The organism is Bacteroides sp. AF20-13LB, from assembly GCF_003603065.1.
In the GTDB taxonomy this organism is placed as follows: Bacteria; Bacteroidota; Bacteroidia; order Bacteroidales; family Bacteroidaceae; genus Bacteroides; species Bacteroides uniformis.
Window position 1 is genome coordinate 195,840 of record NZ_QTMH01000003.1, and the last position, 25,454, is coordinate 221,293.

Genomic DNA, 25,454 nt, shown 5'->3' on the forward strand with positions numbered 1-25,454 from the left:
TCTTAGAAGAAATACCCCACGGAGAGCATCAAGTTGCGGTTTTTGTTTCCGCTATCTTCTATATTGTCCAGTAATCCCCAGTCATATCCGATAGAGACTTGATATTTTTGAAAGAATTCGACTCCTGCTTTGAGTCCGAGACCAAAGTCGAAACGTTTCATGGCATTGCTTCCGAATACTTTGGCAGAATCATGAATGCTTGTCAATCCTTCCACTTCATCAATCAAATATCCCGTTGCCTTCATTTTACCGAAGAGACCGACTGCAAAGTAAGGACCGAAATTGCCAAAGATACAAAAATTGTCATTGATGGCATATTTGTAGCCCATGTGTATAGGTATTTCTAAATAGTAGGGATTGAATTTCAGAGATGCATCATTCCCATTTATTTGTGTACCTTTTAAGGACAGCAGTGCAGCCATGTCGAGATAAACACCTTGGGCTATCTGGGGCAAGTCTTTCTCGGCCTTGATGCCGACATGGAAACCTACCTTGCTGTCAAAACCATTGGTGGAGAACTTGCTGGAATTCATACCTGCCATCGCTCCCCATTTGAGTCCTTCTTGCGCGTGGATGCCCATAACGCCGGTCATCAGTAATGCGAATAAAACTAAAATCTTTTTCATGTTGTTTTAATTTATATTGATATAAACATAATATATAGACCTGACATACTTCAATGCTTTTGAATAAATTACATGCAGAGAGTGGGTAATATAAACTCATATACAATAATTGGGTATTAAGTTATCTCCAACACATTGGTACACCTTGTTTATTCAAATTATGTCCTGTTACATATTTCCATGAGTTACTTTTCCCTTTAATATTTTCAATAGCAACAAAAATGGCATCTAAGAAACCATTATTGTCTAAATCATAAAGACAACATGCTGCTCCTTGTCCAGTGTCACACGGTGATAAAGAGTCAGGGAAACGAGGGGTATATATAGGTTTTGCATAAGAGTTACCATACTTATCTATATCAGGTAGTATTTCATATACGAATTTATCTTTACCAGAGGGAGCATCTAATGCCATAAATAGGATATCCAATGTACCATTATTGTCAATATCACCAACTGCAACTCCTGCTCCATCTCCATCATGACCTAATCCTGGAACTTCATATACGGGTGATAGACTCAAATAGTTGCCATTTGATTGTAGGTCGAAAGCAATTTGATATCGAAATGAATTTTCTCCTTCTGGGGCATCATAGACCATCATTAATAAATCAGGAGTTCCATTTTTATTTATGTCACATATATCAATACCTGCTCCATCGTAAAAAAATCCGAGTTCATCTAATGTATTTAGCGAAGATAATGAGTTATAGTGGCCATCAGGTTTGAGGTCATAAGCTACGTAATACCATCGGTAGGCACGACCTGCTGTAGTGGGCTTGTCTGTGCATAAAAGAACCATATCTAATATTCCATTATTATTCAAATCACAGAGGGCGATATCACCTCCAGAATTTTCCCAACCCTCAGCAGAAATTGAAAGAATAGATGATTCTTTTGAATAGTATCCATTTTCATCAATATCATATAAGACTTTATACCAAAAATTATTCTTTCCTTTAGGATTATCTATTCCCATCAATATCATATCAGGCCTTCCATTTTTATCAATATCACCGATAGCAACTCCTGCCCCTTGATTAATATGTCCTAGTCCGCTGACTTGACGTGTACCAGTAGTTGATGGATATAGGCTTATAGAACATACTTCTTTACTCTTTATGTAGTTGTCTATATATGCTTTGAGAGTTTGCTTTTTTGTGGGGTCTGTAACTAATTCATAAATGGGGATAAATGATTGTGAATTATTGTCGACATCAATAAATTTCGGTGTGGAAGATTTTACTGATGCCATCCATTTACCTATATCTATTGATGGTGAATTTTCTGGATTTAAAGAACCTTGCACTCCTACGGCGGGGTCACCTCCTATTGTGAAATAATATAAGGACTGCTCTTTATTAGTTATAGCTAAAGATTCATCATATTGGAATTTTCCATCCATCTTGAAAAGGCTAAAGAGTGAAGCGCCTAACCCAGCGTTTATACTTTCTTTTTTTGATGATGAGGTTGATTTAGCCATATAATACACTTCGAATTTTGCTCCTAAATATATATCCTTTAACACATGAGTTCCATACTCTTCAACAATTTGTTCTGGTGTATATGTAGAGAGTCTTTCAATAAACTGTTTTGTGAGACATGTCTTTAAAACATTAATGTCAGCTTCTGAAATTCGATACCTGCTATCTATATATTGCTGAGTACAGTATGCAAAAGAGTAGTCAGAATTATAATGAGAATTACCTCCGAATGCTATATTTAAAGAGGCGCCACCTATGACTTTTAGGATGCCGGGGGTGCTCATTTGTAATGAAGATGACATGTTGGTGGTAAAATCAATGACATCTTTCCCTGAAGAGTAACGGAACCGAGATTCTTCTAGTTTGTAGGGGGTAATCAGTCCTTTTTCTAATAGTTTATTAGTATCAAATACTATTGCACGACTGGACTTAGTATCTAAATATGGCCCAGTTATATCATAGCCGTACCCTAAAATATCATATACACCATCTCCTGCAGATCGGGTATTTACACTTTGTGGAAATGACGGGGAATTACGTTCGATGATATCTTCATCGGCACAACCGGATAATATAAGCATTACCCAACTCATAAATAGGAATAACTTTTTCATGGCTCTCTATCTTTTTAAATAATGTATTGTTTGTTGTATGATTGTTATAATGAGAAATAACCATATAAAAGAACTTCATCAGACTCTATTTTAATCAAATAGTTACCACTACTGTATCCTTCATCCAAAGTGATGTCAATGTTTGTGGGTTCATTGTATGCTTCTGAATGAATGAGTTTACTAGTTGATTCATTGATGAGGGTTATGGTGACGTTAGGTAATACCTCGTTGAAGTCGACACATACTGTGTTATTATATAAGTAGGCGTTGGCGGTTTGAATGATACTACGAGATATAGGGGTATCTCCTTTACTAATCGGATCTTTTCTTTTTGCTTGGGTTAGGGCAATTTCTGTAAAAGGATTGTTTTCTTTTTGTGCGTATGTCACAATATTGCTTAAAAAGAATGTCGCAATTAAGATAGACAATAGTTTTTTCATCATTATACACTTTTTTGATTATTGATGCCGCAAAGGTCGGTTTAATACGGCAGGATAAGTGTATAATATTGTATAATTTCGGTGTATAATGGCGTATAATATTGTATAATTGTTGTACTTGCTAATGATTGTTATGATTGGCTAGATGATTGGAGATTCTTTTTTAAAGCTTCCTTAAGAGATATCTCTTTGTGTGCAAAGCCCATTTTGTTTTCTAATATGCGGTCTGCCTTTTTGTAAATAGTATCCCGTTCGCAGCTCAATATATGGCAAAAGTGGCTTATCGGGAGGTTTGTCAGGTACAGACAACATAAGTAGATTTCGTCTTCTGTCAGGTGATATTTTGATTGTAGTTCCCGGGCAATATTATTCCAACATTTGTTGGTTTCTGCAATTAGTTGTAGCCAGTCACCTTGATGCATTATTTCTGATTCTGCCTTTTCTTTATGAGAGCGGATGATTAGAGTCATCTTGTTGTATACCTCAGATTGTTCGAACAGAACAAGTCCTGCCTTATACAGCATTTCTTTTTCGGTTCGGTTATTGGGCTTTTGCTTTCTTTTCTTATAGGATAGGATGATTACAGCTACAATGAGGGTTAATGTGATTATTGATATACTTATGATAGAGTAATGGGTGTGTTTGCTGATTATGTTTTGCTTGTTGCTTGGCATCCCTTGTTCTGCGCAGACAATGGCATCGGGCTGTCTGGACTTCTGCATGCTGTCCAAATAGGCAGAGTAGTTGCGTTCCATCTCTAAGGAAGTAGCTAAGTCTCCTTGCTCTTTGGCTATGTCTGCTAGATACATGTAAGCCCCGGCTTTGGTGGCATAGTCTGTTGTGAAAAGGGATTTTTGTAGGTAGTGGCGGGCAGAATCATATTGCAATATTAGGTAATATGCGCTTCCAAGTAGTTCGAAAGCTTTGTAGCATGTTGTGCGGTCTTTCTGTACGCCAAGATTCTGTTTGGCGAATTCTATAGCTTTCTCTCCGTTTTCCATCCAGTTGTATAGTTGGCATAGTGAGGAGAACACATTTTCTTTTAATTGTATGTTGGACTGTTTTTGGACGATAGCGAGTGCCTTCAACATCATTTTTTCGGCTTCGGGATAGAATTCCTCTCCTTTTTCCATTCGGATGAGTCCTCGTCGTGACAGAACTTCTGCTTGAAGAACAGAGTCCTTTAGCTGAATACCTATTTGTTGTGCCAATTGATAGCTGGAATCGGCTTGTGTATTTAGGTTTTGTGAATAGTATAGATAACCTATATTCAGGTAGATAAGACTTAATAGACGTCTTTCTCCTGCTTTTTCAGCCAAGGGCTTTGCTATGAGGTATTGAGTCATAGATTCTGTTCTTCTCTGTGAATCCCGGTAGACGCAGCCGGAATAGTAATGGGCCCTTGCCCGCTTTTCTATGTCGTTTGTGCCGTTGTAGTAGGTCAGGGCCGATTGTATCAGGGAATCATTGGTTTGGATAATGTAGTTCTTATCTCTTGCTTCTGTCATTAATAGGCCATAATAAGCACTGTCAGCTTGGGTCTGCAGGCTGTTTGTCGGGAATGCTTCGAGCATAGATAGGGCAGTGTCCGGTTGCTGAACGATGAGCGAGTCAATTGCAATCAGGTACTTATTATAGTTCACTCGGGTATTGCAAGCAATGGACAGAAGTACGATTAGGACAGATAGGGTTGTGATAATAGCTTTTCTCATGTGGTGAACAAAGTTCTCAGTTAAGTCGGGTGCAAAGGTACATCTTTTTCATTATTTACTCATATAATTGCTTGGGCATATTGAAGTTTGAAGAAAATTGTGTGGAAGTTAGGAGTAAAGATGGAAAATAAATGAGCCGGCTATTATTAAGATGACAATGTATGAGTGTACATGGTGCTGGAGAAGTATGCAAGGACACAAAAGAAAGTAGAGAATGTGGGCATTTAGGCAGAAATAACCTGAAACCCTTTTCCATTCCCTCGTTTTCTTGTATCTTTGCGACCTCATAATTCACTTAACTACAAGCAATGAAGGAATTCCTACAACTGATGCGGCGCTTTGTGTCGCCTTACAAGAGATATATCGGTTGGGCAATCGTGCTCAATGTGCTGTCCGCTATATTCAATGTCTTTTCATTCACACTGCTCATTCCTATTCTCAATATCCTTTTCAAGACGGGGGAGAACACCCAAGTGTATCACTTCATGGAGTGGGGAAGCGGTAGCTTGAAGGAAGTGGCGGTGAACAATTTCTATTATTACGTCACTCAGATGATTGAGACACACGGGCCACAGATGACATTGCTGTTCATGGGGCTTTTCCTTGCTTTCATGACCATGCTGAAGACTTCCTGCTATTTCGGTTCTTCCGCCATTATGATTCCCCTTCGTACGGGAGTGGTACGCGATATCCGCGTGATGGTTTATTCCAAAGTGATGCACTTGCCGCTCGGCTTTTTCTCTGAAGAAAGGAAAGGGGACATCATTGCACGTATGAGTGGTGACGTAGGCGAAATTGAAAACTCCATTACCAGCTCACTGGATATGCTGCTCAAGAATCCTATCCTGATTCTGCTTTATTTTTCCACTCTGATTGTAACCAGCTGGCAGCTGACTCTGTTTACTGTCCTGGTATTGCCGGGTATGGGCTGGCTGATGGGAAAAGTCGGCAAGAAACTGAAGCGTAAGTCGTTGGAAGCCCAAGGGAAATGGAGTGATACCATGTCGCAACTGGAAGAGACGCTTGGCGGACTGCGTATAATCAAGGCTTTTATAGCAGAAGACAAGATGGTGGACCGTTTTAAGCAATGCAGCGACGAGCTGCGTGATGCAACCAACAAGGTAGCCATCCGTCAGTCGTTGGCACATCCGATGAGTGAATTCCTCGGTACGCTGCTCATTGTATTGGTACTGTGGTTCGGTGGTCTGCTTATTCTGGGCGACGGCACTTCCATGGAAGCATCAACGTTCATCTTCTATATGGTGATTCTGTACAGTATCATCAATCCGTTGAAAGACTTTGCAAAGGCAGGATACAACATTCCAAAGGGTCTGGCATCCATGGAACGTGTGGACAAAATACTGAAAGCCGAGAACCCCATTAAGGAACCGGTAAACCCGTTGCCGCTGCACGGGATGAATGACCGGATTGAATTTAAGGACCTCTCCTTCAGTTACGACGGCAAGCGCGAAGTGTTGAAGCACGTCAATCTGATGGTGCCCAAAGGACAAACCATTGCACTTGTCGGCCAGTCCGGCTCCGGCAAATCTACATTGGTGGATTTGCTGCCGCGCTATCACGATGTGCAGTTAGGTGAGATTACAATTGACGGTGTGAATATTAAGAATTTTCGCATCCACGACCTGCGTGCGTTGATAGGAAACGTGAACCAGGAGGCCATCCTGTTCAATGACACCTTCTTCAACAACATTGCCTTCGGTGTGGAAAATGCAACTATGGAGCAGGTGATCGAAGCGGCAAAGATTGCCAATGCCCACGACTTCATCATGGAGACCGAACTCGGTTATCAGACCAACATTGGCGACCGTGGCGGCAAGCTTTCCGGCGGACAGCGCCAGCGTATCAGTATTGCCCGTGCCATCTTGAAGAATCCGCCTATCCTGATACTCGATGAGGCCACTTCAGCACTCGATACCGAAAGCGAACGACTGGTGCAGGAGGCTCTGGAACGGCTAATGAAGACCCGTACCACGATTGCCATCGCCCACCGCCTTTCCACCATCAAGAATGCGGATGAGATTTGTGTACTCTATGAAGGTGAAATCGTGGAACGTGGTAAGCACGAGGAACTTCTCGAGAAGAACGGCTATTATAAGAGACTGAATGATATGCAGTCTCTCTCATAGAAATAAAATTCTGCGTACTTTGCTTCCACCCGCTTGTGCTAGGCTGTTATGACTAAATAGGAAGTTAATTTCCTGCAAACAGCCTATTAATTCTTCTTTCTCTTCTATATTTCTTACGCAGAATCTATGATGCAGGTGGGTGTTGACGGCTGCCGGCAGAGTGTTTCACGGCTGTTAGGCGATGATGAATAAAGGGCGTTCTTTTGTCTTTTACGCTTTTTTAATATCTGCTTGCTTCCATTCTATCACTAATTATCCTATTTTTGCAAAGAACACATACATAAACATTGCAAATATCATGAAAAAATTATATCCAACGTCTACGACGACAGCTACTATGACTATCAGTCCAAGTACTCTTAATCATGTAATTCAATCGACCCCGATAATACTATAACTGTAAATATTTAATATTCGCCTACCATGAAAATAAAAGTTGGTTTGATAGGGTTCGGCAGAATGGGGCAAATGTATTGGGAGGAAATGCAGAAAAGCGGTCGATGGGACATCGCATATATCTGCGATACCGATCCGGCCTCCCGAGAATTGGCAAGAAACCTTTCCCCTTCATCCAGAATCATATCCGATGAACAAGAAATCTTTGATGACCAGAGTGTAGAAGCTGTTGGTCTTTTTGCATTGGCAAATTCCAGAAAAGAACAAATAGAGAAAGCTGTCCGGAGCAATAAGCATATCCTGACGGAGAAACCCATTGCCGATACCATTGATAAGGAATGGGAAATTGTGGACCTGATTGAAAAGTATGATCGCATTGCCGCTGTCAACCTTTATCTGCGGAACTCCTGGTATCACCAGGCTATGAAGCAGTTTATCGATGAAGGCGAGATTGGTGAACTGGCTATCTTGCGCATCTGCCACATGACTCCGGGATTGGCGCCGGGCGAGGGACACGAATATGAGGGTCCCGCCTACCACGACTGCGGCATGCACTACATAGACATCGCCCGCTGGTATGCCGACAGTGAATACAAGACCTGGCATGCCCAAGGCATGCGGATGTGGGACTACAAGGACCCTTGGTGGGTACAGTGCCACGGTACGTTCGAGAACGGCATCGCCTTCGATGTCACACAAGGCTTCGTCTACGGACAACTCTCCAGAAACCAGACTCATAATGCATATACGGACATTATCGGTACAAAAGGTATCGTGCGCATGACGCATGATTTCCGGACTGCCGTAGTGGAACTTCACGGCGTGAACCGTACGCTTCGCCTGGAGAAACCGTTTGGCGGAAAGAACCTGGACAAGCTCTGCAACATTATGGCAGACTCCATCGAGAGCGGGAAACGCGATCCGAGATTGCCGCAGATGCGAGACTCGGCCATTGCTTCCCAATACGGATGGACCTTCCTGGAGGATGCGCGCCGCCACGACCTGCCCGGCATAGGCGACTTGCAGACGCTGGAGGAAATCAAGGAGCGCCGGAGGCATATGAAAGAAGGTTACGGACTGCTCCGTCCGAAGAAAACGGTAGTCTGATGCCTACTGTAATTAAGGATTGTTTTAAAACTCATTATATTAACCGATTTTAAAATCTAAAGAACCATGTCGAAATTTACAAGAAGAGAATTTCTTAAGACCGGAGGTTTAGCTTTGGCGGGTCTTACCATTGCTCCAAGCAGCATTTTGGGTAAGAGCCACGGACACGTGCCTCCCAGTGACCGTTTGAACATTGCTGCCGTAGGTATCGGCGGTATGGGACACACCAACATCAACCATGTGAAGGCTACGGAAAATATCGTGGCGCTTTGTGACGTAGACTGGCGCTACGCGAAAGGTGTGTTCGATGAGCTTCCCAATGCGAAGAAGTATTGGGACTATCGTAAGATGTACGATGAGATGGGTAAGGACATCGATGCCGTTATCATCGCTACTGCCGACCATACACATGCCATCATTACTGCTGATGCCATGACGATGGGCAAACATGTATATTGCCAGAAACCGTTGACGCACTCCGTATATGAGTCCCGTCTGCTTACCCGCCTGGCCGCTTCTACGGGAGTAGTTACCCAGATGGGTAACCAGGGTTCTTCGGACGAGGGTACCGACTTGGTATGCGAGTGGATATGGAACGGCGAAATCGGTGACGTGACGAAGGTGGAATGTGCTACCGACCGTCCCATCTGGCCGCAAGGATTGAATGTTCCCGAAAAGGAAGACCGCATTCCCAAAACCCTGAACTGGGATTTGTTTACCGGTCCTGCCAAGATGAATCCATATAACGAAATCTATCATCCCTGGAACTGGCGCGGATGGTGGGATTATGGTACGGGTGCTTTGGGCGATATGGCTTGCCACATCCTGCACCAGCCGTTCAGAGCTTTGAAGTTGCTGTATCCTACCAAGGTAGAAGGTTCATCTACATTGTTGCTCAATGCCTGCGCTCCGCAAGCACAGCATGTGAAGCTGACTTTCCCCGCACGTGAGAATATGCCGAAGGTGGCTATGCCCGAAGTGGAAGTTCACTGGTATGATGGTGGCATGATGCCCGACCGTCCGAAAGGCTTCCCCGAAGGAAAGCAACTGATGCAGAGCGGTGGCGGTCTGACTATCTTCCACGGAACGAAGGATACGCTGATTTGCGGTTGCTACGGACAGAACCCGTGGTTACTTTCTGGCCGCGTGCCCAATGCACCGAAGGTTTGCCGCCGTGTGCCGAAGGCTATGAATGGCGGTCATGAGATGGATTGGGTACGTGCTTGTAAGGAAAGTCCTTCCAGCCGCGTGATGCCTAAGTCTGATTTCTCCGAAGCGGGACCGATGAACGAAATGGTGGCAATGGGTGTATTGGCCATCCGTCTGCAGGGCCTGAACAAGACACTGGAATGGGACGGAGCCAACATGCGCTTCACCAATATCGGCGACGACGAGACATTGCGTACAGTCATCAAGGACGGCTTCAAGATACACAACGGCCATCCGAGCTTCGACAAGACATGGACAGATCCGGTAAATGCCAAGGCTTTTGCAGAAGAGCTCATCAAGCATAACTACCGTGAAGGCTGGAAGTTGCCCGATATGCCCAGATAAACATTAAAAAGAGTATCGGAACCAGGTTCCGATGCTCATAAACGAATACTAATCATTTAATTTTTCAGATTATGAAGAAAATATATTATTCTTTGGCTTGTTGCCTTATCGGAGGTATGCTCGCCTCTTGCGGTGGCGGTGCAAAGAAATCGAACGCTACGGAGGAAGCTGCAGCTCCTACTACTACTGCGGTGTCTTATTCCAAGTCTCTGAAAGCGCCTGAAACGGACAGCTTGAACCTGCCGATTGATGCGGACGGTTATATCACTATCTTTGATGGAAAGAGCCTGGACGGATGGCGTGGATACGGTAAGGACAAAGTGCCTTCCAGATGGATTATTGAGGATGGTTGCCTCAAATTCTGTGGAACCGGTACCGGCGAAGGACAGACCGGTGAGGGCGGTGACTTGATTTTCGCCCATAAGTTCAAGAACTTTGAGCTGGAACTGGAATGGAAGATTTCCAAAGGTGGTAACTCCGGTATCTTCTATCTGGCTCAGGAAGTTACTTCAAAGGACAAGGACGGCAACGAAGTGTTGGAACCCATCTATATCTCTGCTCCCGAGTTCCAGGTGCTGGATAACGCCAATCATCCGGATGCCAAACTGGGTAAGGACAACAACCGTCAGGCTGCTTCCTTGTACGACATGATACCGGCTGTTCCGCAGAACGCCAAACCTTTCGGCGAATGGAACAAGGCAAAGATTATGGTATACAAAGGTACTGTAGTTCACGGACAGAACGATGAAAACGTACTGGAATATCACTTGTGGACTAAGCAATGGACTGAAATGTTGCAGGCAAGCAAGTTCAGCGAAGAGAAGTGGCCCTTGGCTTTCGAACTGTTGAACAACTGTGGCGGCGAAAACCACGAAGGCTTTATCGGTGTGCAGGATCATGGCGACGATGTTTGGTACCGCAACATCCGTGTAAAGGTTCTCGACTAATTCCTTCTAAAAAGATAGTACTATGAGAATCAAACATATGATGATTTTGTCAGCACTGTGCTTATCCATGATGGCCACAAGCTGCAGCAGCCACAGCACGGAAACGGCGCCGGAAACGACGAAAAAGGAAGTAGCCATCCAGCTCTACTCTGTAAGAGACTTGGTGAAGGACGGCAGTAACCTCGACCAGATTCTGAAGGATTTGGCTGATATGGGCTATACCAGTGTGGAGGCCGCCAACTACAATGACGGTAAGTTCTACGGCAAGACTCCCCAGGAGTTCAAACAGATGGTGGAAAAGAGCGGTATGACCGTGCTTTCTTCGCACACTACCCACGGGTTGTCGGACGAGGAACTGGCTTCGGGCGACTTTACGGAAGCCTTGAAATGGTGGGATCAGTGCATTGCTGCCCATAAGGAGGCCGGTATGGAGTATATCGTGACTCCGTATCTCTCCGTTCCCAAGACATTGAAAGACTTGCAGACCTACTGCGACTATTACAATGAAGTGGGCAAGCGCTGCCAGGCTGCCGGTTTGAAATACGGTTACCACAATCATGCCCATGAATTCCAGAAAGTGGAAGACAAGGAGCTGATGCTGGACTACATGCTGCAACACACCAATCCCGAATATGTATTCTTCCAGATGGACGTTTACTGGGTAGTGCGCGGCCAGAACAGCCCGGTGGATTACTTCAACAAGTATCCCGGACGCTTCACCATGCTCCATATCAAGGATCACCGCGAGATTGGGCAGAGTGGTATGGTAGGTTATGATGCTATCTTCAAGAATACGGATACTGCTGGCGTGCGCCACATCGTAGCTGAGATTGAGAAATACAGCTGCCCCGTAGAAGAGAGTGTGAAGCAGAGTCTTGACTACTTGCTTGATGCTCCTTTCGTGAAGGCATCGTATAGCAAATAAAACATGATGGCGGCTATTCATTCATAAGCTCGGCCGCATCATTTTCTTGACGCGGGCACAACCGGATGAAGAATCCGGGGTGCCCGCGTTTTTTTACTTCCTTCCGAAGTCGGCCGGAATTTCCCCCCATTGCTTTGTCTCCCATTTTAGGATGCGGGTGGTGTAGGTGTTTTCGCGCAACCACTTCTCCGCACGTTCTATTAGGTGGAAAAGCTCTTCGGTCTTGGCGTCGCGCGGCAGTTTGGTCTTGCATTTTTTCTGTTTTATCCAGTTGATGGCGTTCACGCTGTCACTGTAGATGGGCATGTCGAAACCTTTCTGTTTCAACAAGGCAAGTCCGTGGACAATGGCGAGGAATTCGCCGATATTGTTGGTTCCATACATCGGCCCGAAGTGAAAGATTTCCTGACGGCTGGCGACGTGTACTCCCCGGTACTCCATGGCACCGGGATTTCCGCTGCAGGCTGCGTCTACGGCAAGGCTGTTTTCCGCGACGGCGGTGGGAAGGGGAGCGTCGGCGCCGGGAATAGTCTTGGCAGGAGAGGGAGCCGACCGCTTGATGTACGTGTACGGCGAAGAGGCAAAGGCTTTTTCCGCTTCCTCGCGTGATTCGAATGACTTGTATTTTGCTCCTTCGTAGCCTTTGGTCTGCAGTTGGCAGTCTGTCCAGGAAGTGTAGATACCCGGGCTGACTCCCGCCCATACGACGTAATATTTTTCTTTCTTCATAACTGCGGACAAAGGTAAAAAAGAAAATCCGAACAACTTAACTCTTTCATTTGTTTCTTTGTATGGCGGATATAAAATAAAGAAGAGAAGTCTCAATAAAAAAAGAAAGGACAAAAAATGAAGAGAACATTTGCAGAAGCCATGGCGCATCGCCGTAGTTATTACTCTATCGGCAGCGATTCGCCAGTACTGGATGAAGAAATAGTACACATTATTCGTGAAGCCGTAAAGAATGTGCCGTCAGCTTTCAATTCACAGTCTACAAGAATTGTATTGTTGCTGGGCGACGAACATAAGAAATTGTGGAACATTGTGAAGGAAACCCTGAAAGCACGCATCTCTGCCGAGGCTTTTGCCAAGACGGAAGCCAAGATTGACGGCTGTTTTGCCAGCGGACACGGTACTGTGCTCTATTTTGAAGATACTTCTGTAGTCAAGAAGCTGCAGGAAACATTCCCTTCCTATAAGGATAATTTCCCCACTTGGTCACAGCACACCTCCGCTATGCACCAGTTTGCCATCTGGACTATGCTGGAAGATATGGGGTTGGGCGCCTCCCTGCAACACTATAACCCCTTGATTGACGACGAGGTACGTCGCACCTGGAACCTGCCCGACAACTGGATGATGATTGCACAGATGCCCTTCGGTACACCCACTGGTGAACCGGGAGAAAAGGAATTCGAAGATTTAAGCAAGCGTATCAAAATTTTTCTCTGATACAGAGGCGTTTTCAGCTTGGAATTGCTACCTTTGCAGGAAACCTGTAACTCGTAGCAGATATGATACGTATTTTCTTGACCGGCTACATGGGAGCCGGTAAAACTACTTTAGGAAAGGCTTTTGCCCGCGAAATGAATGTGCCGTTCATTGATTTGGACTGGTACATCGAAGAACGTTTTCACAAATCAATCCGTGAATTGTTCACCGAGCGGGGAGAAGCCTCTTTTCGTGAATTGGAGCGAAACATGCTGCATGAAGTAGGGGAATTTGAGGATGTCGTGGTCTCTACCGGTGGCGGTACTCCTTGTTTTTTTGACAATATGGAGTATATGAACGGTTGCGGGCAGACGGTGTTTCTGGATGTACACCCCGATATTCTGTTCCGCCGGCTCCGGGTGGCGAAGCAGCAACGCCCCATCCTGCAAGGCAAGACGGACGAAGATTTGCGCACCTTCATTGTGGAGGCGCTGGATAAGCGTGAGCCTTTCTACTCGCAGGCCCGTTATCGCTTTGATGCCGGTTATCTGGAAAGCCGCAGCCAGATTAGCGAATCCGTGCAACGGTTACGCCAACTTTTAGGACTTTAATCCCTTGTAAATGTGTATTTTTCAGTCCGAGGAGCTGGATATATTAGATTTATGTGTATTTTTGTCGCCCCCTTTATAAGACACACTATAGTGGGAAAATAGTAAATTGTAAATAGTCTAATAGTAAATGTACTGATGAGAAAATGGCGTATTGAAGATTCAGAAGAGCTGTACAACGTAACTGGTTGGGGCACTTCGTACTTTGGTATCAATGACAAAGGTCATGTTGTGGTGACACCGCGTAAGGATGGGGTTGCCGTCGATTTAAAAGAGTTGGTGGACGAGTTGCAGTTGCGCGATGTAGCGGCTCCGGTATTGGTGCGTTTTCCCGATATTCTGGACAACCGCATCGAGAAGGTGTCCTGCTGCTTCAGACAGGCAGCCGACGAGTACGGGTATAAAGGAGAGAACTTTATTATCTATCCCATTAAAGTGAATCAGATGCGTCCCGTGGTAGAAGAGATGATTAACCATGGGAAGAAGTTCAATCTGGGGCTGGAAGCGGGTTCAAAGCCGGAGTTGCATGCTGTGATAGGGGTCAATACAGACCCGGGTTCCCTCGTGGTTTGTAACGGATATAAGGACGAGAGCTTCATTGAACTGGCACTGTTGGCACAGAAAATGGGCAAACGCATTTTTCTTGTTGTAGAGAAACTTAATGAGTTGAATCTTATTGCCAAGATGGCGAAGCAATTGAAGGTGAAACCTAATATCGGCATTCGCATTAAATTGGCTTCCAGTGGAAGTGGCAAATGGGAAGAAAGCGGAGGAGATGCCAGCAAGTTCGGACTGACATCCAGTGAACTGCTCGAAGCGCTGGACTTCTTGGAGAAAAAAGATATGAAGGACTGTCTGAAGCTGATACATTTCCATATCGGCAGTCAGATAACCAAGATACGCCGCATCAAGAATGCCTTGCGTGAAGCTTCGCAATTCTTTGTGCAGCTGAACAAGATGGGCTTCAACATCGAATTCGTGGATACCGGTGGCGGTATGGGAGTTGATTATGACGGTACACGCTCTTCAAGTAGCGAAAGCTCCGTCAACTATTCCATCCAGGAATATGTCAACGATGTGGTGTCGACTTTCGTCGATGTTGCCGACAAACACGGGTTCCCTCATCCCAATATCATTACCGAAACGGGACGCAGCCTGACTGCCCATCACTCCGTGCTTATCTTCGAAGTGCTGGAAACGGCTTCCCTGCCCGAAATGGACGACGACTGGGAACCGGGAGAGGATGCTCACGAACTGGTGAAGGAACTGTATGACATCTGGGATAATCTGAGCCAGCGCAGTATGCTGGAACCTTGGCACGATGCGCAGCAGATACGCGAAGAGGCACTCGACCTTTTCAGCCATGGCATCGTCGACCTGAATACGCGTGCACAAATAGAGAAACTCTACTGGAGTATCTGCCGCGAAATCAACTCCATTGCCAGCGGCATGAAGCACTGCCCCGAGGAATTCCGCAAGTTGAGCAAGCTGCTTGCCGACAAGTATTTCTGTAACTTCTCGCTGTTCCAGTCATTGCCCGATTCCTGGGCCATCGACCAGATGTTCCCCATCATGCCCATACAACGGCTGGATGAAAGACCCGACCGCGAGGCTACCTTGCAGGATATGACTTGCGACTCGGACGGCAAAATTGCCAATTTCGTCAGCTCGCGTGCCGATACGACCACCCTGCCGCTGCACTCGTTGCGCGACAAGGAACACTACTATCTGGCGGTTTTTCTGGTCGGAGCTTATCAAGAGATTCTGGGAGATATGCACAATCTGTTTGGTGATACGAATGCCGTGCATGTGTCTGTCAATTCCAAAGGCTACACCATCGACCAACTGATTGACGGCGAGACGGTGGCTGAGGTGTTGGACTACGTGCAATATAATCCTAAAAAACTGGTACGTACGCTGGAAACTTGGGTGACGCAGTCCGTCAAGGAAGGGCGTATCTCTGTGGAAGAAGGGAAGGAATTCTTGTCTAATTACCGTTCCGGACTGTACGGATATACTTATTTGGAATAAAATGGAGAAACTGACTGTAATAAAGGTGGGTGGCAAGATTGTAGAAGAGGAAGCCACCCTCTATAAGTTATTGGATGACTTTGCAGCCATCGAAGGCTACAAGGTCTTGGTACACGGAGGCGGACGCTCGGCCACGAAGCTCGCTGCCCAACTGGGTATTGAAAGTAAAATGGTGAATGGCCGCCGCATCACTGATGCCGAAACGCTGAAGGTGGTGACCATGGTGTATGGCGGACTGGTGAATAAGAATATCGTTGCCGGCTTGCAGGCGCGTGGTGTCAATGCACTGGGCTTGACGGGAGCCGATATGGATGTAATCCGTTCGGTAAAGCGTCCCGTGAAGGAGGTGGATTATGGGTTTGTGGGCGATGTGAAGCAGCTGAATGATGCTTTCTTGGCAGACCTCATTCATAAGGGTGTGGTTCCCGTGATGGCTCCGTTGACACACGATGGAGACGGGCACATGCTGAATACGAATGCCGACACTATTGCCGGAGAGACCGCCAAGGCTTTGGCGGGTTTGTTCGATGTAACTTTGGTGTTCTGCTTTGAGAAGAAAGGGGTGCTGCGTGACGAGAACGACGATGATAGCGTGATTCCACAGATAACGCCGGAGGAATTCAAGCAATATGTGGCAGATGGTGTGATTCAAGGTGGCATGATTCCAAAATTGGAGAACTCTTTCGAGGCGTTGGATGCCGGTGTATCCGAAGTCGTAATCACTTTAGCATCAGCCATCAACGGGAACGGTGGAACCCGTATTAGAAAATAATTCAAAAAAAACGGCAATAGGCTGTAACTTTCTGAATACTTAACCGTCAATTTATTAGAGATGCAAGAACTCAGCTTTCGCAATGACATTCTCCCGCTGAAGGATAAGCTCTTTCGGTTAGCCCTAAGAATTACGTTCGATAGGGCAGAGGCAGAGGATGTTGTGCAGGAAACGCTGATAAGGGTTTGGAACAAGCGTGACGAGTGGTCGCAGTTTGGTTCTATCGAGGCCTATTGCTTGACAGTGGCAAGGAATTTGGCAATAGACCGTAGCGAGCGAAAAGACTCCCGCACCGTGGAGTTGACCCTTGAAATGGAGCAGGCCTCCGATGCATCGAGCCCTTACGAAAAGCTGGTGAACAAGGAACGAATGACGTTGATACACCGGCTGATGAACAAGCTTCCCGAAAAACAACGGTTGATTATGCTGCTTAGGGATGTGGAAGGTAAGAGCTATAAAGAAATAGCAGCAGTCCTGAACTTGACCGAGGAGCAGGTAAAAGTGAACCTCTTCAGGGCGCGGCAAAAAGTGAAACAAACGTTTATTGATATAGAAGGTTATGGACTCTAAATATATAGAACAACTCTTGGAACGCTACTGGCAGTGCGAAACTTCTTTGGAAGAGGAGGCTGAATTGCGTGCTTTCTTTAGCGGAAGCGATGTGCCCAAGCACTTGCTTCGCTACAAGGATTTGTTCGTATATCAGCAGCTTCAGCAGGAAGTGCATCTGGGTGAGGATTTTGATGCCCGGGTGCTTGCCGAAGTGGAAGTTCCGGTGGTCAAGGCAAAGCGCCTGACATTGACTGCACGCTTCATGCCGCTGTTCAAAGCCGCCGCAGTAGTAGCAGTGGTCCTTTCGATGGGAAATGTGATGCAGCATTCATTCTTTTCGGATGTAGAGGAAGTAGCCGCAACCGATACTATCGGTAAACAGATTTCCGCACCGTCGGTAGCTCTTTCGGGAGATGTGCCCGTGTCTCATGAGAAGCAGGTGATGGACAGCCTGCGCCGGGTGAACAAGGAGCTGGAAATCAAGGAATAGATATTTTCATTTGCTTTTAAAATAACATTTTTATTTGCTTTAAACATAATAATAGTTAGTGTGCTTTATTAAAACAACTTGAGGCTGTGAAGTTTCAATTCTCTCAAAATCTTATAAAAACTAACTAAAATAGAAGGGACGCCGCGTGATGCAGCGTCCCTTTGTTGTTCTTGCCTGTGGGTTACAAGGCTTTTTATTTAAGGGAGTTATTATTTACAGTATATATAGTTTGGAGTCTGCCGTTTTTTTTCTCAACTTTACTCACTGCAAATATATACAATGGAGAAGATGAGAAACATACTATACATCTGTATTATGCTTTTAGGCATTATGTGCTTTGTAGGCTGTAATGACTGTCATGGCAACAAAAAACTTTTGGCGCAGACCGACTCTTTGTTGCAGAGCCGTCCGGACAGTGCGCTGAAGTTGCTTAATTCCATAGAAAAGGATGTCGGGTTTTCAGAAGCGGAGTGGATGCAGTTCGTTTGGAACTGTGCGCAGGCCCGCTACCGTATGGGTATGTCATTGGCGGAAGATTCGCTGCTTCCTGAAGCGATACACTACTATCGTGAGCGGAAAGACTCTTCCCGTATGCTTGATGGCTACCTGCTTGAAGCCTCCTATTATAAATGGATGAAGCAGGAGGAACGCATGGATGAAGCGATTGAGAATGGCTTGGACTATGCCATAGCCCGGAAAGACACCTTCTGGCTTCTTCTTTTTTATCGGGGAAAGGCAGAGATAGCTTATCTGAGAAATGACCACTCCCAGGCGATAGAGTTGATGGAAAAGATATTGCAATATGCTGATAAGCTATCTGTCCGGGAACATTGCTCCATACTCTATGACCTGGGACTCAATATGGCGCTTGCCAACCACCCTTCTTCTTCGGATTACCTGGAACAGAGTATTGACATGGCATTGGCGGCAGCCGATACAGCTTCGGCCTGTCACTATCTGAGGAATTATGCCGCTTTTCTTGCCAACAGCCATGAATATACCAAGTCCAATGAACTGCTTCACCGGGTTAGACGGCTGATGCCTATGACCGACAACTATCCCATTCTGCAGGTAATCTTTGCTGAAAACTTCCTGAACCTTCATCAGTTGGATTCTGCCCGTTACTATTGGGAGCAGGCGTGGAACAATGAATTGAAGCAGGAAGAAAAGAGAGCCGAGGGCTTTTCTGTACGCAGTGCGCTGGCACAGTTGAAAACAATTCTGGACTATACTTCCGGGGCACCTTTGGACATTGTCACTTTCGGTAGGTTTGCTGATTCTGTCAGGAATGAGATGAGGGACCAGAATAGCGTGATAGAGCAACAGCTGGTGACCAGGAACAAGCTTCAACAGTTGAACTATGAGTTGATAATCAAACGGCAGAAGACACGGATGTATTCGATGCTGGTTGTTGTTGTGTTTGTCGGGGTACTTGTTTCCCTTACCTTTTATATCCGTAACAGACGGAAGCGCCTTGCCGAAGCCGAGGAACGTATTGATGCACTGACCCGCCTGCTGGAAGATGCCCAGAAGGTATCGGACAATCAGGAAGAGAATAGCGGTGCTTTCTTCAAGAAGCTGCTTCTTCAGCAGCTGGGTATCATACGGCTTGTTGCCAATACGCCTACCTCACAGAACCAGGCGTTGCTGAAACTTATTTCGGGCATCGGCAATAAGGAGATTCCGGTGGAAGGACTTCTTGCCTGGGCAGACCTTTATCCGGTAATTGATAAACTATACGATGGCTTTTATTCCCGCATGATGGAAAAGTTCGGACAGGTATTGTCTGATAAGGAAGTGCAGATATGCTGTCTGCTCTGTGCCGGTTTCTCCACGAAAGAAATCGGTGTGGTCACCCAACAGACAAGTGCAACCATCTACGTGCGTAAGACTTCCATCCGAAAGAAGATAAATGCAGGCGAAAAACAGGATATTGTGGAGTGCATAAGAGGCATTTAGACCGGAAGAGGCCGGATTAAGACTTTTATAATATGTCATTGTTGATAATCAGTGCTTTATGTGCTAAGTATTAAGACTTTTAATAGTGCGATTTAGTAGGAGTTAAGAGACTTCTTGCCTTAACTTTGCATCAAATCAAAAAACAGAAAGTCTTATGAAAAGTACATTCAGAACAATGGCAATCGCAGCGTGTTTCGCACTTGTATCTCTTACTTCATGTTACTTCCCCGGAAGCGACCAGTATAAAATAAAGTCGGCAACTAAGGAATATGTTAAGTCGCAGTTAGGCGAAGGTGAGAAATTCCGTTACGGATACCTGGAGCGTAAATGTGGTCGTAACGTAGACGGCAAATTTTGCAAGTATGCCGAAGTGCACTATGAGGTAATAAGCGCGTCGGGCGAAACTTCAGAGAAAATGCTCTTTCTGCTGATGTCGGAACATTGCGATTCCGTATTGGATATCTCGGAGGAGAGAGACAAGGAGTGGACCAATAAAGAAACTCTTTCGTCAGAAGAGATAAAGGCAATCATCGAGTCAGCTTTAAAAGACAAACTCTAAACACCGGCATTTATGAAAAAGATTCTTGTTATAGCTATCGTATGCCTGTTGGGTAGCTTTGCCGCAGCGGCACAAACAGTGAAAGTAAACGGTACAATTGTAGATGAACAGAACCGTCCGGTGGAATTTGTCAATGTAGCCCTGATTTCCTTGCCCGACTCTTCATTCGTTACGGAAAGCACCACTGATGGCAAAGGTAAATTTGCTTTGAGAGCCACTGCCGGTTCGGATTTCCTGTTAAGACTCTCTTATATCGGTTACGTCGGCGAACAGATTGTCATCAGGACTCCCCAAGGCACTGTGCAGATGGGAGACATTATCTTGAAAGAACAGTCGGTAGCACTGGACGAGGTGGTAATATCGGGCAGCAATATCACGCAGAAGGTAGACCGCATGGTTGTAGTACCCACCGCTACTGCCATGAAGAATTCCTATAATCCCTACGACCTGATGCTGAACCTTGCCATTCCGCACTTGAAGGTGGATGCTCTTGGTAAAGGCCTGGAAGCCAATGGCGGCAGCGTACAGACACGTATCAACGGTATTGTGGCTACCTCCACCGAAGTGGCAGCCCTCCTGCCCAAGGAGATTGTAAGAATAGAATTCATCGAAAATCCGGGAGAACGCTATGGCGACAGCAGCCTGGGCGCTGTGGTGGACATCATTGTCCGCCGCCGCGAAACGGGTGGACTGGTCAATATACAAGCCACTAATGCTCCCCACATGTTGTTTAGCGAGGACAATGTGGTGGCAAAGTTCAATCATAACAAGTCACAATGGGGATTGTTCTATAACTTGTCTGCCCGTAACTTCAAAAAAACATATACGGATATAGACGAGACATATGTGTTGGAAAATAAGACGATACATCGTGTGCAGGAGGGGCTTCACGACCAAAACAAGCACTTTACCCACAATATCGACCTCTCTTACAATCTGACGGAGCAGGATAAGTACGTATTCAACGTCGTGTTCCGCAACAGTGTCTATGATGCCCCTTGCCTGAACCAGTCGAACAAGTTGTATGATGCTGCGGATGCCGATAACTATATCTTCTCCAGACTGAAGAACAAGCAGTCCAGCTACACTCCTTCGCTCGACCTTTATTACCAGCGTACATTACCGAAGAATCAGATGCTTACGATGAGCGTGACCGGTACGCTGATGCACACCGACAATAATAGGCTCTACCACGAATATACGCCTCAAGCCGAAGACCTGGCGATGATTGAAACAGATGTGACGGGGAATAAGCGTTCCATTATCGGTGAAGCCATCTACGACAAGCGTTTCAAGTTCCTCGTATTCAGCGCCGGATTGCGCCACTACCAGATGTATGCCAGGAACGAGTATGCAGGCTCTTCACCCGTCGTATCGGAAATGAACCAGGCAAAGACAGCGGCGTTTGCCGAGGTGCAGGGTAATATCAGGAAAGTGAGCTATGGTGTGAGTGCCGGACTGACCCGCTCTTATTTCAAGGAAGGAGGGGAGGAACATACCTACTATACCTTTACTCCCACTGTCCGTCTGAACTTCTCTCCGCACAAGAACGGCAACATCAACTATCGGTTCAATGTCGAACCCAAGATTCCTTCGCTCAGTGCATTGACCAATGTGGAGCAGGCGATAGATACCATCCAGATAGTACGCGGTAACCCGGCATTGGAGACTTACAGCGTTTTCAACAATACGTTGAACTATTCCTATATGAAGAAGAAGTTCGTCTTCATGCTGAATGTGACACATGGCTATCACAAGAATATCATCATGGAGAGTGTGTTTGCCGAGGGAGACAAGTTGGTTTCGATGAACGAGAACCAGCGTTCTGCACAGTTTCTGCGCTTTGGCCCTTCTTTCACATTCCGCGGACTGAACATTGGTAGTCTGAAGAATTTCCTGACGCTGAGTATAGATGGTGGATTTACACGTTACTGGTCTAACGGCAATACCTATACCCATACGTATAATGATTTCTATTACAACCTGGGTGCCGTGTTCAATTATAAGCAGTTCTCTCTGTTGGGACAATTCAGTAAAAGGGCGAACGAGCTGATGGGCGAAACGATTTATAAGGGTGAAAACCAGGCTGCTGTTTTAGCCACTTATACCCACAAGCGGCTGCAATTAGGAGCAGGGATGATGTTCCCGTTCACCAACAACTACAAGACGGGCAAGGAACGGGTGAGCAAAGTGGCGCCCTATACCTCGTGGAGTCATGCGAAAGAAATAGGACAGATGGCGGTTATCAAGCTGAGTTATAACTTCGAGTTTGGTAAGCGTTACAAATCATCCGGCAGACGCATCAATAACAGCGACAATGAATCGGGCATTCTGAATATAGATAAATGACAACTGTTCCCGTGCTTCGGAGGTGTGGGGTGATAAAAGAACGAAGGGCTTCCTCGCGGGAGTCCTTCGTTCTTTTTGCAGGTAATTATTTGAGAGAGAATTTAGTTTAGGTTTATAGTCATCAATCTGAGAATCTATGTTTTCTATGTTAGAGTTTATACAGTCCTTTCTTGGGATAGTCCAGTTCCGGATTACCCTTGTAGCCTACACTGCCGCTTCCGCTGGTGCGTACTTTCAGGAAATCTGTGGCATGGCACTTGATGTCGCCTGAACCGGCAACACTGGCAGATGCTTTCTTGGCAACGAAATCGGAAGCAAGCAAATCACCCGAACCTGCCACGCTGTATTCAGCTTCTTGGGTACTGCCGCTCAGGATGGCGGTACCCGAACCGGCAACGGATGCTCTGGTGAAGTTGGCGGTTACGTTATTCAGCTTCATGTCACCTGAACCTGCAACGGATACTTGGAGGTCATTGCAAGTGATGTTGCTGCTATTGATGTCTCCCGAGCCTGCGATGGAAATATCGAGGTCTGTGCAGGAGATGTTGTTTCCACTGATGTCACCCGAACCAGCCACAGAGATTTTGATGTCATCCGTCTTCAGTCCGTTTTTCAGTTCCACGTCTCCCGAACCTGCCACGGCAATGCCGTTCAGCTTTTCTGCGGACACACGTACTTCCAGTTTATTATAGGATACGCTGACGTTCTTCTTGAAGCCGATGTAGAGGGTATTGTCCTTGACACGGATATCCAGTAAGTCTACAATGTTGTCCGAGGTGTATACTTCCACTGTCGGTTTGCCGGACTTCTGCGTGTAGGTCACGTCGGGGCTGCCGGCTACACTCAGCTTGGTGAAGTTGTCCACTTTTATGTCTTTGGTTACATAATTCTTGCTTGCCTTGACCGTCTTGCTGCCGAAGCCTCCGGAACGGTATGTGTGTTGTTGTGAACAAGCGGTTGTACTGAATGCCAATAAGGCGATTGCGATAAATGTTGTTAGAGCTTTCATATTCTTTTGTTTTTTGTGATTCAGTATTTATTAGTTAGACGTGATCTGCCTTGAAAAAGTTGCATATAAAAATGCTTTTTTCAAAGGACGCTCGGTCATCATACTTTAATCAATTATTGTGCCATAAGTGTAAAATGTTGATTATTAAAGGATAGTCGCTTTTGTGTAGTGTTCATTATCGGACACTCCGTCCGCTTTTGTCAGGTATTTGCTTGCGTTTTTGGACGATTCTTTGTTCATTTGCAAAGCCTCTTCCCGCCCCTTTCCTATGGGAGAGGCTTTGATTTATGACAGTAAACCGCATTATAGAAGATAAAGAGCTTGGTCCTTTGTTTGTCCGGGTCAATGCCCGGGCACGGCGCCTCACTTTCCGTACAAAGGAGGACGGAATTTACGTGACTGTGCCTCCCCGGACTTCCCTTGCCGAGATAGAGAATGCCATCGAGCAGCTTCGTCCGCGTCTGAAGGCTGCCATACAGAAGCAGGTCAGAAAGCTGATTGATTTGGATTACCGCATTGATACGGAGTTCTTTAAACTGACATTGGTCAGCGGACAACGGGAACGGTTCTTGTCCCGTTCGGAATTGGGGGAAATGCAGATAATCTGTCCTCCTGATGCCGATTTCTCGGATGAGAAGCTGCAGGCTTGGCTGCGCAATGTAATTGAGGAAGCTTTACGGCGAAATGCGAAAATTGTTCTTCCGCCCCGTCTGTATATGCTTTCCATGCAGCACAACCTTCCTTACAAGAGTGTGAAGATAAATTCCAGCAGCGGGCGTTGGGGAAGCTGTTCGGCACAAGGCAATATCAACCTTTCCTATTATCTGGTACTTCTTCCCAAGCATCTGATAGACTACGTGCTACTGCACGAACTGGCACATACCCGCGAGATGAATCACGGGGAGCGTTTCTGGGATTTGCTCGACCGGATGACTGATGGAAAGGCACAAGCATTGAGAGCGGAGCTTCGGAAATATCAAACGAAAATAAATGGTTAGAGATTAGTATGGACGGTAAGTAGTTCCTTGTTTTACAGACAGTGATACTGCAAAACTACTGCATACCTCTTGCACTGTCACTGCACTCCTTTTGCAGTGCTGCTGCAACACCTTTGCAGTGACACTGCAACTGTTTTGCAGTAACGCTGCAAAAGGAGTGCAGTATCGCTGCAGTGTCACTGCAGGAGTTGTGTAATGTCTTTGCAGTAGCACTGCAAAAGTTATGTGATGTCTTTGTAGTGGCTGTTGGTAAGCCAGGAAAAAGCTTGTTGACTCCGAAATATGAGAGCAAAATGCTTCACAACTTTTTATCCCTAATTTTTTGCCAGCTGCTTCACCTCTTCCCCTTCCTTCTCGAACCGGTATTCGCCCCCTTTTTCGCTTAGCTCAAATAAGGAAAGCTTTTCAGTTGCATTGTTTACAATCATGAGTGCGTTTTGCTCGGCAAAGCGTTTCACTTCGATGGTGAAAGGTTCTTCTGCAATGGTGCGGTTCACCAGCAGGCTGTCGTTGATGAATATGGAAGTGGAATCTCCGGCAAATCCTTTCGTCAGTGTGATGGTGTATGTCTCGATGAAGTTGCGTTCTCCTTCTTTCCGTTGTTGCAGCCTCATGCTCATGTAGACAAAGATGACAACTACAAAAATCACGGCGAAAGCAAGGATGCCGTTGCCTATCATAAACTGCTTGTTGGTATTCAGTCGGTGTGCCATGGATAAAAAGTTTTTTTAAGAATGGTACAAATGT

The 25,454-nt window shown here is 45.8% G+C and carries 22 protein-coding genes; 15 read left to right on the forward strand and 7 right to left on the reverse strand.

Annotated elements, in window-relative coordinates; genetic code table 11:
- Nucleotides 1-2: 2 nt before the first annotated feature.
- The 4 genes from DWX62_RS04415 to DWX62_RS04430 all read right to left on the reverse strand — a co-directional run bounded on the left by DWX62_RS04415 (nt 3) and on the right by DWX62_RS04430 (nt 4,876).
- Nucleotides 3-626, reverse strand: a complete 624-nt coding sequence (locus DWX62_RS04415; protein ID WP_120172611.1) for a porin family protein — start codon at nt 624-626, stop codon at nt 3-5.
- Between the two features lie 121 nt (nt 627-747).
- Complete coding sequence (locus DWX62_RS04420) at nt 748-2,724, reverse strand: MAC/perforin domain-containing protein (RefSeq protein WP_008662046.1); 1,977 nt, start codon at nt 2,722-2,724, stop codon at nt 748-750.
- Nucleotides 2,725-2,768: 44 nt separating this feature from the next.
- Complete coding sequence (locus tag DWX62_RS04425) at nt 2,769-3,167, reverse strand: DUF3244 domain-containing protein (RefSeq protein WP_005825909.1); 399 nt, start codon at nt 3,165-3,167, stop codon at nt 2,769-2,771.
- A gap of 128 nt (nt 3,168-3,295) precedes the next feature.
- Nucleotides 3,296-4,876 carry a hypothetical protein gene (locus tag DWX62_RS04430; RefSeq protein WP_117588599.1) on the reverse strand — a complete coding sequence of 527 codons (1,581 nt, stop codon included), beginning with the start codon at nt 4,874-4,876 and terminating at the stop codon, nt 3,296-3,298.
- Nucleotides 4,877-5,184: 308 nt separating this feature from the next.
- On the opposite strand from DWX62_RS04430, the gene DWX62_RS04435 reads away from it, so the two are divergent.
- The 5 genes from DWX62_RS04435 (at nt 5,185) to DWX62_RS04455 (ending at nt 11,952) form a co-directional block, all read left to right on the forward strand.
- The gene (locus DWX62_RS04435; RefSeq protein ID WP_009037389.1) at nt 5,185-7,023 is read left to right on the forward strand and encodes an ABC transporter ATP-binding protein; all 1,839 of its coding nucleotides are present in this window, start codon (nt 5,185-5,187) and stop codon (nt 7,021-7,023) included.
- 423 nt (nt 7,024-7,446) lie between these two features.
- Nucleotides 7,447-8,526 (forward strand): Gfo/Idh/MocA family oxidoreductase, encoded by a 1,080-nt coding sequence (locus tag DWX62_RS04440; RefSeq protein WP_009037388.1) that lies wholly within the window; start codon nt 7,447-7,449, stop codon nt 8,524-8,526.
- A 66-nt stretch (nt 8,527-8,592) separates the two neighbouring features.
- Nucleotides 8,593-10,080 (forward strand): Gfo/Idh/MocA family oxidoreductase, encoded by a 1,488-nt coding sequence (locus DWX62_RS04445; protein ID WP_005825899.1) that lies wholly within the window; start codon nt 8,593-8,595, stop codon nt 10,078-10,080.
- Nucleotides 10,081-10,151: 71 nt separating this feature from the next.
- On the forward strand, nt 10,152-11,027 hold the full coding sequence (locus DWX62_RS04450; protein WP_005825897.1) for a DUF1080 domain-containing protein: 876 nt from the start codon (nt 10,152-10,154) through the stop codon (nt 11,025-11,027).
- A 22-nt stretch (nt 11,028-11,049) separates the two neighbouring features.
- Complete coding sequence (locus tag DWX62_RS04455; RefSeq protein WP_005825894.1) at nt 11,050-11,952, forward strand: sugar phosphate isomerase/epimerase; 903 nt, start codon at nt 11,050-11,052, stop codon at nt 11,950-11,952.
- A gap of 93 nt (nt 11,953-12,045) precedes the next feature.
- On the opposite strand, the gene DWX62_RS04460 is transcribed toward DWX62_RS04455, so the two are convergent.
- Nucleotides 12,046-12,681 (reverse strand): ribonuclease H family protein, encoded by a 636-nt coding sequence (locus DWX62_RS04460; RefSeq protein WP_044468422.1) that lies wholly within the window; start codon nt 12,679-12,681, stop codon nt 12,046-12,048.
- Between the two features lie 117 nt (nt 12,682-12,798).
- Here DWX62_RS04460 and DWX62_RS04465 point away from each other — a divergent pair, with 117 nt between their 5' ends.
- The 9 genes from DWX62_RS04465 to DWX62_RS04505 all read left to right on the forward strand — a co-directional run bounded on the left by DWX62_RS04465 (nt 12,799) and on the right by DWX62_RS04505 (nt 22,700).
- On the forward strand, nt 12,799-13,401 hold the full coding sequence (locus DWX62_RS04465; protein WP_005833749.1) for a nitroreductase family protein: 603 nt from the start codon (nt 12,799-12,801) through the stop codon (nt 13,399-13,401).
- A gap of 62 nt (nt 13,402-13,463) precedes the next feature.
- Nucleotides 13,464-13,991: a shikimate kinase gene (locus DWX62_RS04470; protein WP_005825881.1), complete on the forward strand. Its 528-nt coding sequence runs from the start codon at nt 13,464-13,466 to the stop codon at nt 13,989-13,991.
- A gap of 135 nt (nt 13,992-14,126) precedes the next feature.
- Nucleotides 14,127-16,019, forward strand: a complete 1,893-nt coding sequence (speA, locus tag DWX62_RS04475) for a biosynthetic arginine decarboxylase (protein WP_005825878.1) — start codon at nt 14,127-14,129, stop codon at nt 16,017-16,019.
- 1 nt (nt 16,020) lies between these two features.
- Nucleotides 16,021-16,791: an acetylglutamate kinase gene (gene argB, locus DWX62_RS04480; RefSeq protein ID WP_008662034.1), complete on the forward strand. Its 771-nt coding sequence runs from the start codon at nt 16,021-16,023 to the stop codon at nt 16,789-16,791.
- Between the two features lie 60 nt (nt 16,792-16,851).
- Nucleotides 16,852-17,361, forward strand: a complete 510-nt coding sequence (locus DWX62_RS04485) for a sigma-70 family RNA polymerase sigma factor (RefSeq protein WP_008662032.1) — start codon at nt 16,852-16,854, stop codon at nt 17,359-17,361.
- Nucleotides 17,351-17,833: a hypothetical protein gene (locus DWX62_RS04490; protein WP_057253887.1), complete on the forward strand. Its 483-nt coding sequence runs from the start codon at nt 17,351-17,353 to the stop codon at nt 17,831-17,833. Before DWX62_RS04485 ends, DWX62_RS04490 begins: the two co-directional genes overlap by 11 nt.
- Nucleotides 17,834-18,121: 288 nt before the next feature.
- Nucleotides 18,122-19,792, forward strand: a complete 1,671-nt coding sequence (locus DWX62_RS04495) for a LuxR C-terminal-related transcriptional regulator (protein WP_009037383.1) — start codon at nt 18,122-18,124, stop codon at nt 19,790-19,792.
- A 154-nt stretch (nt 19,793-19,946) separates the two neighbouring features.
- Nucleotides 19,947-20,351, forward strand: coding sequence for a hypothetical protein (locus tag DWX62_RS04500; protein ID WP_005825870.1), 405 nt, complete (start codon nt 19,947-19,949; stop codon nt 20,349-20,351).
- A gap of 12 nt (nt 20,352-20,363) precedes the next feature.
- Nucleotides 20,364-22,700, forward strand: coding sequence for a carboxypeptidase-like regulatory domain-containing protein (locus DWX62_RS04505; protein ID WP_009037382.1), 2,337 nt, complete (start codon nt 20,364-20,366; stop codon nt 22,698-22,700).
- A gap of 148 nt (nt 22,701-22,848) precedes the next feature.
- Here the strand turns inward: DWX62_RS04505 and DWX62_RS04510 are convergent, their stop codons facing one another.
- Complete coding sequence (locus DWX62_RS04510) at nt 22,849-23,709, reverse strand: head GIN domain-containing protein (RefSeq protein ID WP_009037381.1); 861 nt, start codon at nt 23,707-23,709, stop codon at nt 22,849-22,851.
- Between the two features lie 287 nt (nt 23,710-23,996).
- Between DWX62_RS04510 and DWX62_RS04515 the strand changes: the two genes are divergently transcribed.
- Nucleotides 23,997-24,707, forward strand: coding sequence for a SprT family zinc-dependent metalloprotease (locus DWX62_RS04515; RefSeq protein WP_035447697.1), 711 nt, complete (start codon nt 23,997-23,999; stop codon nt 24,705-24,707).
- Between the two features lie 314 nt (nt 24,708-25,021).
- On the opposite strand, the gene DWX62_RS04520 is transcribed toward DWX62_RS04515, so the two are convergent.
- Complete coding sequence (locus tag DWX62_RS04520; RefSeq protein ID WP_005825862.1) at nt 25,022-25,420, reverse strand: hypothetical protein; 399 nt, start codon at nt 25,418-25,420, stop codon at nt 25,022-25,024.
- Between the last annotated feature and the right edge of the window lie 34 nt (nt 25,421-25,454).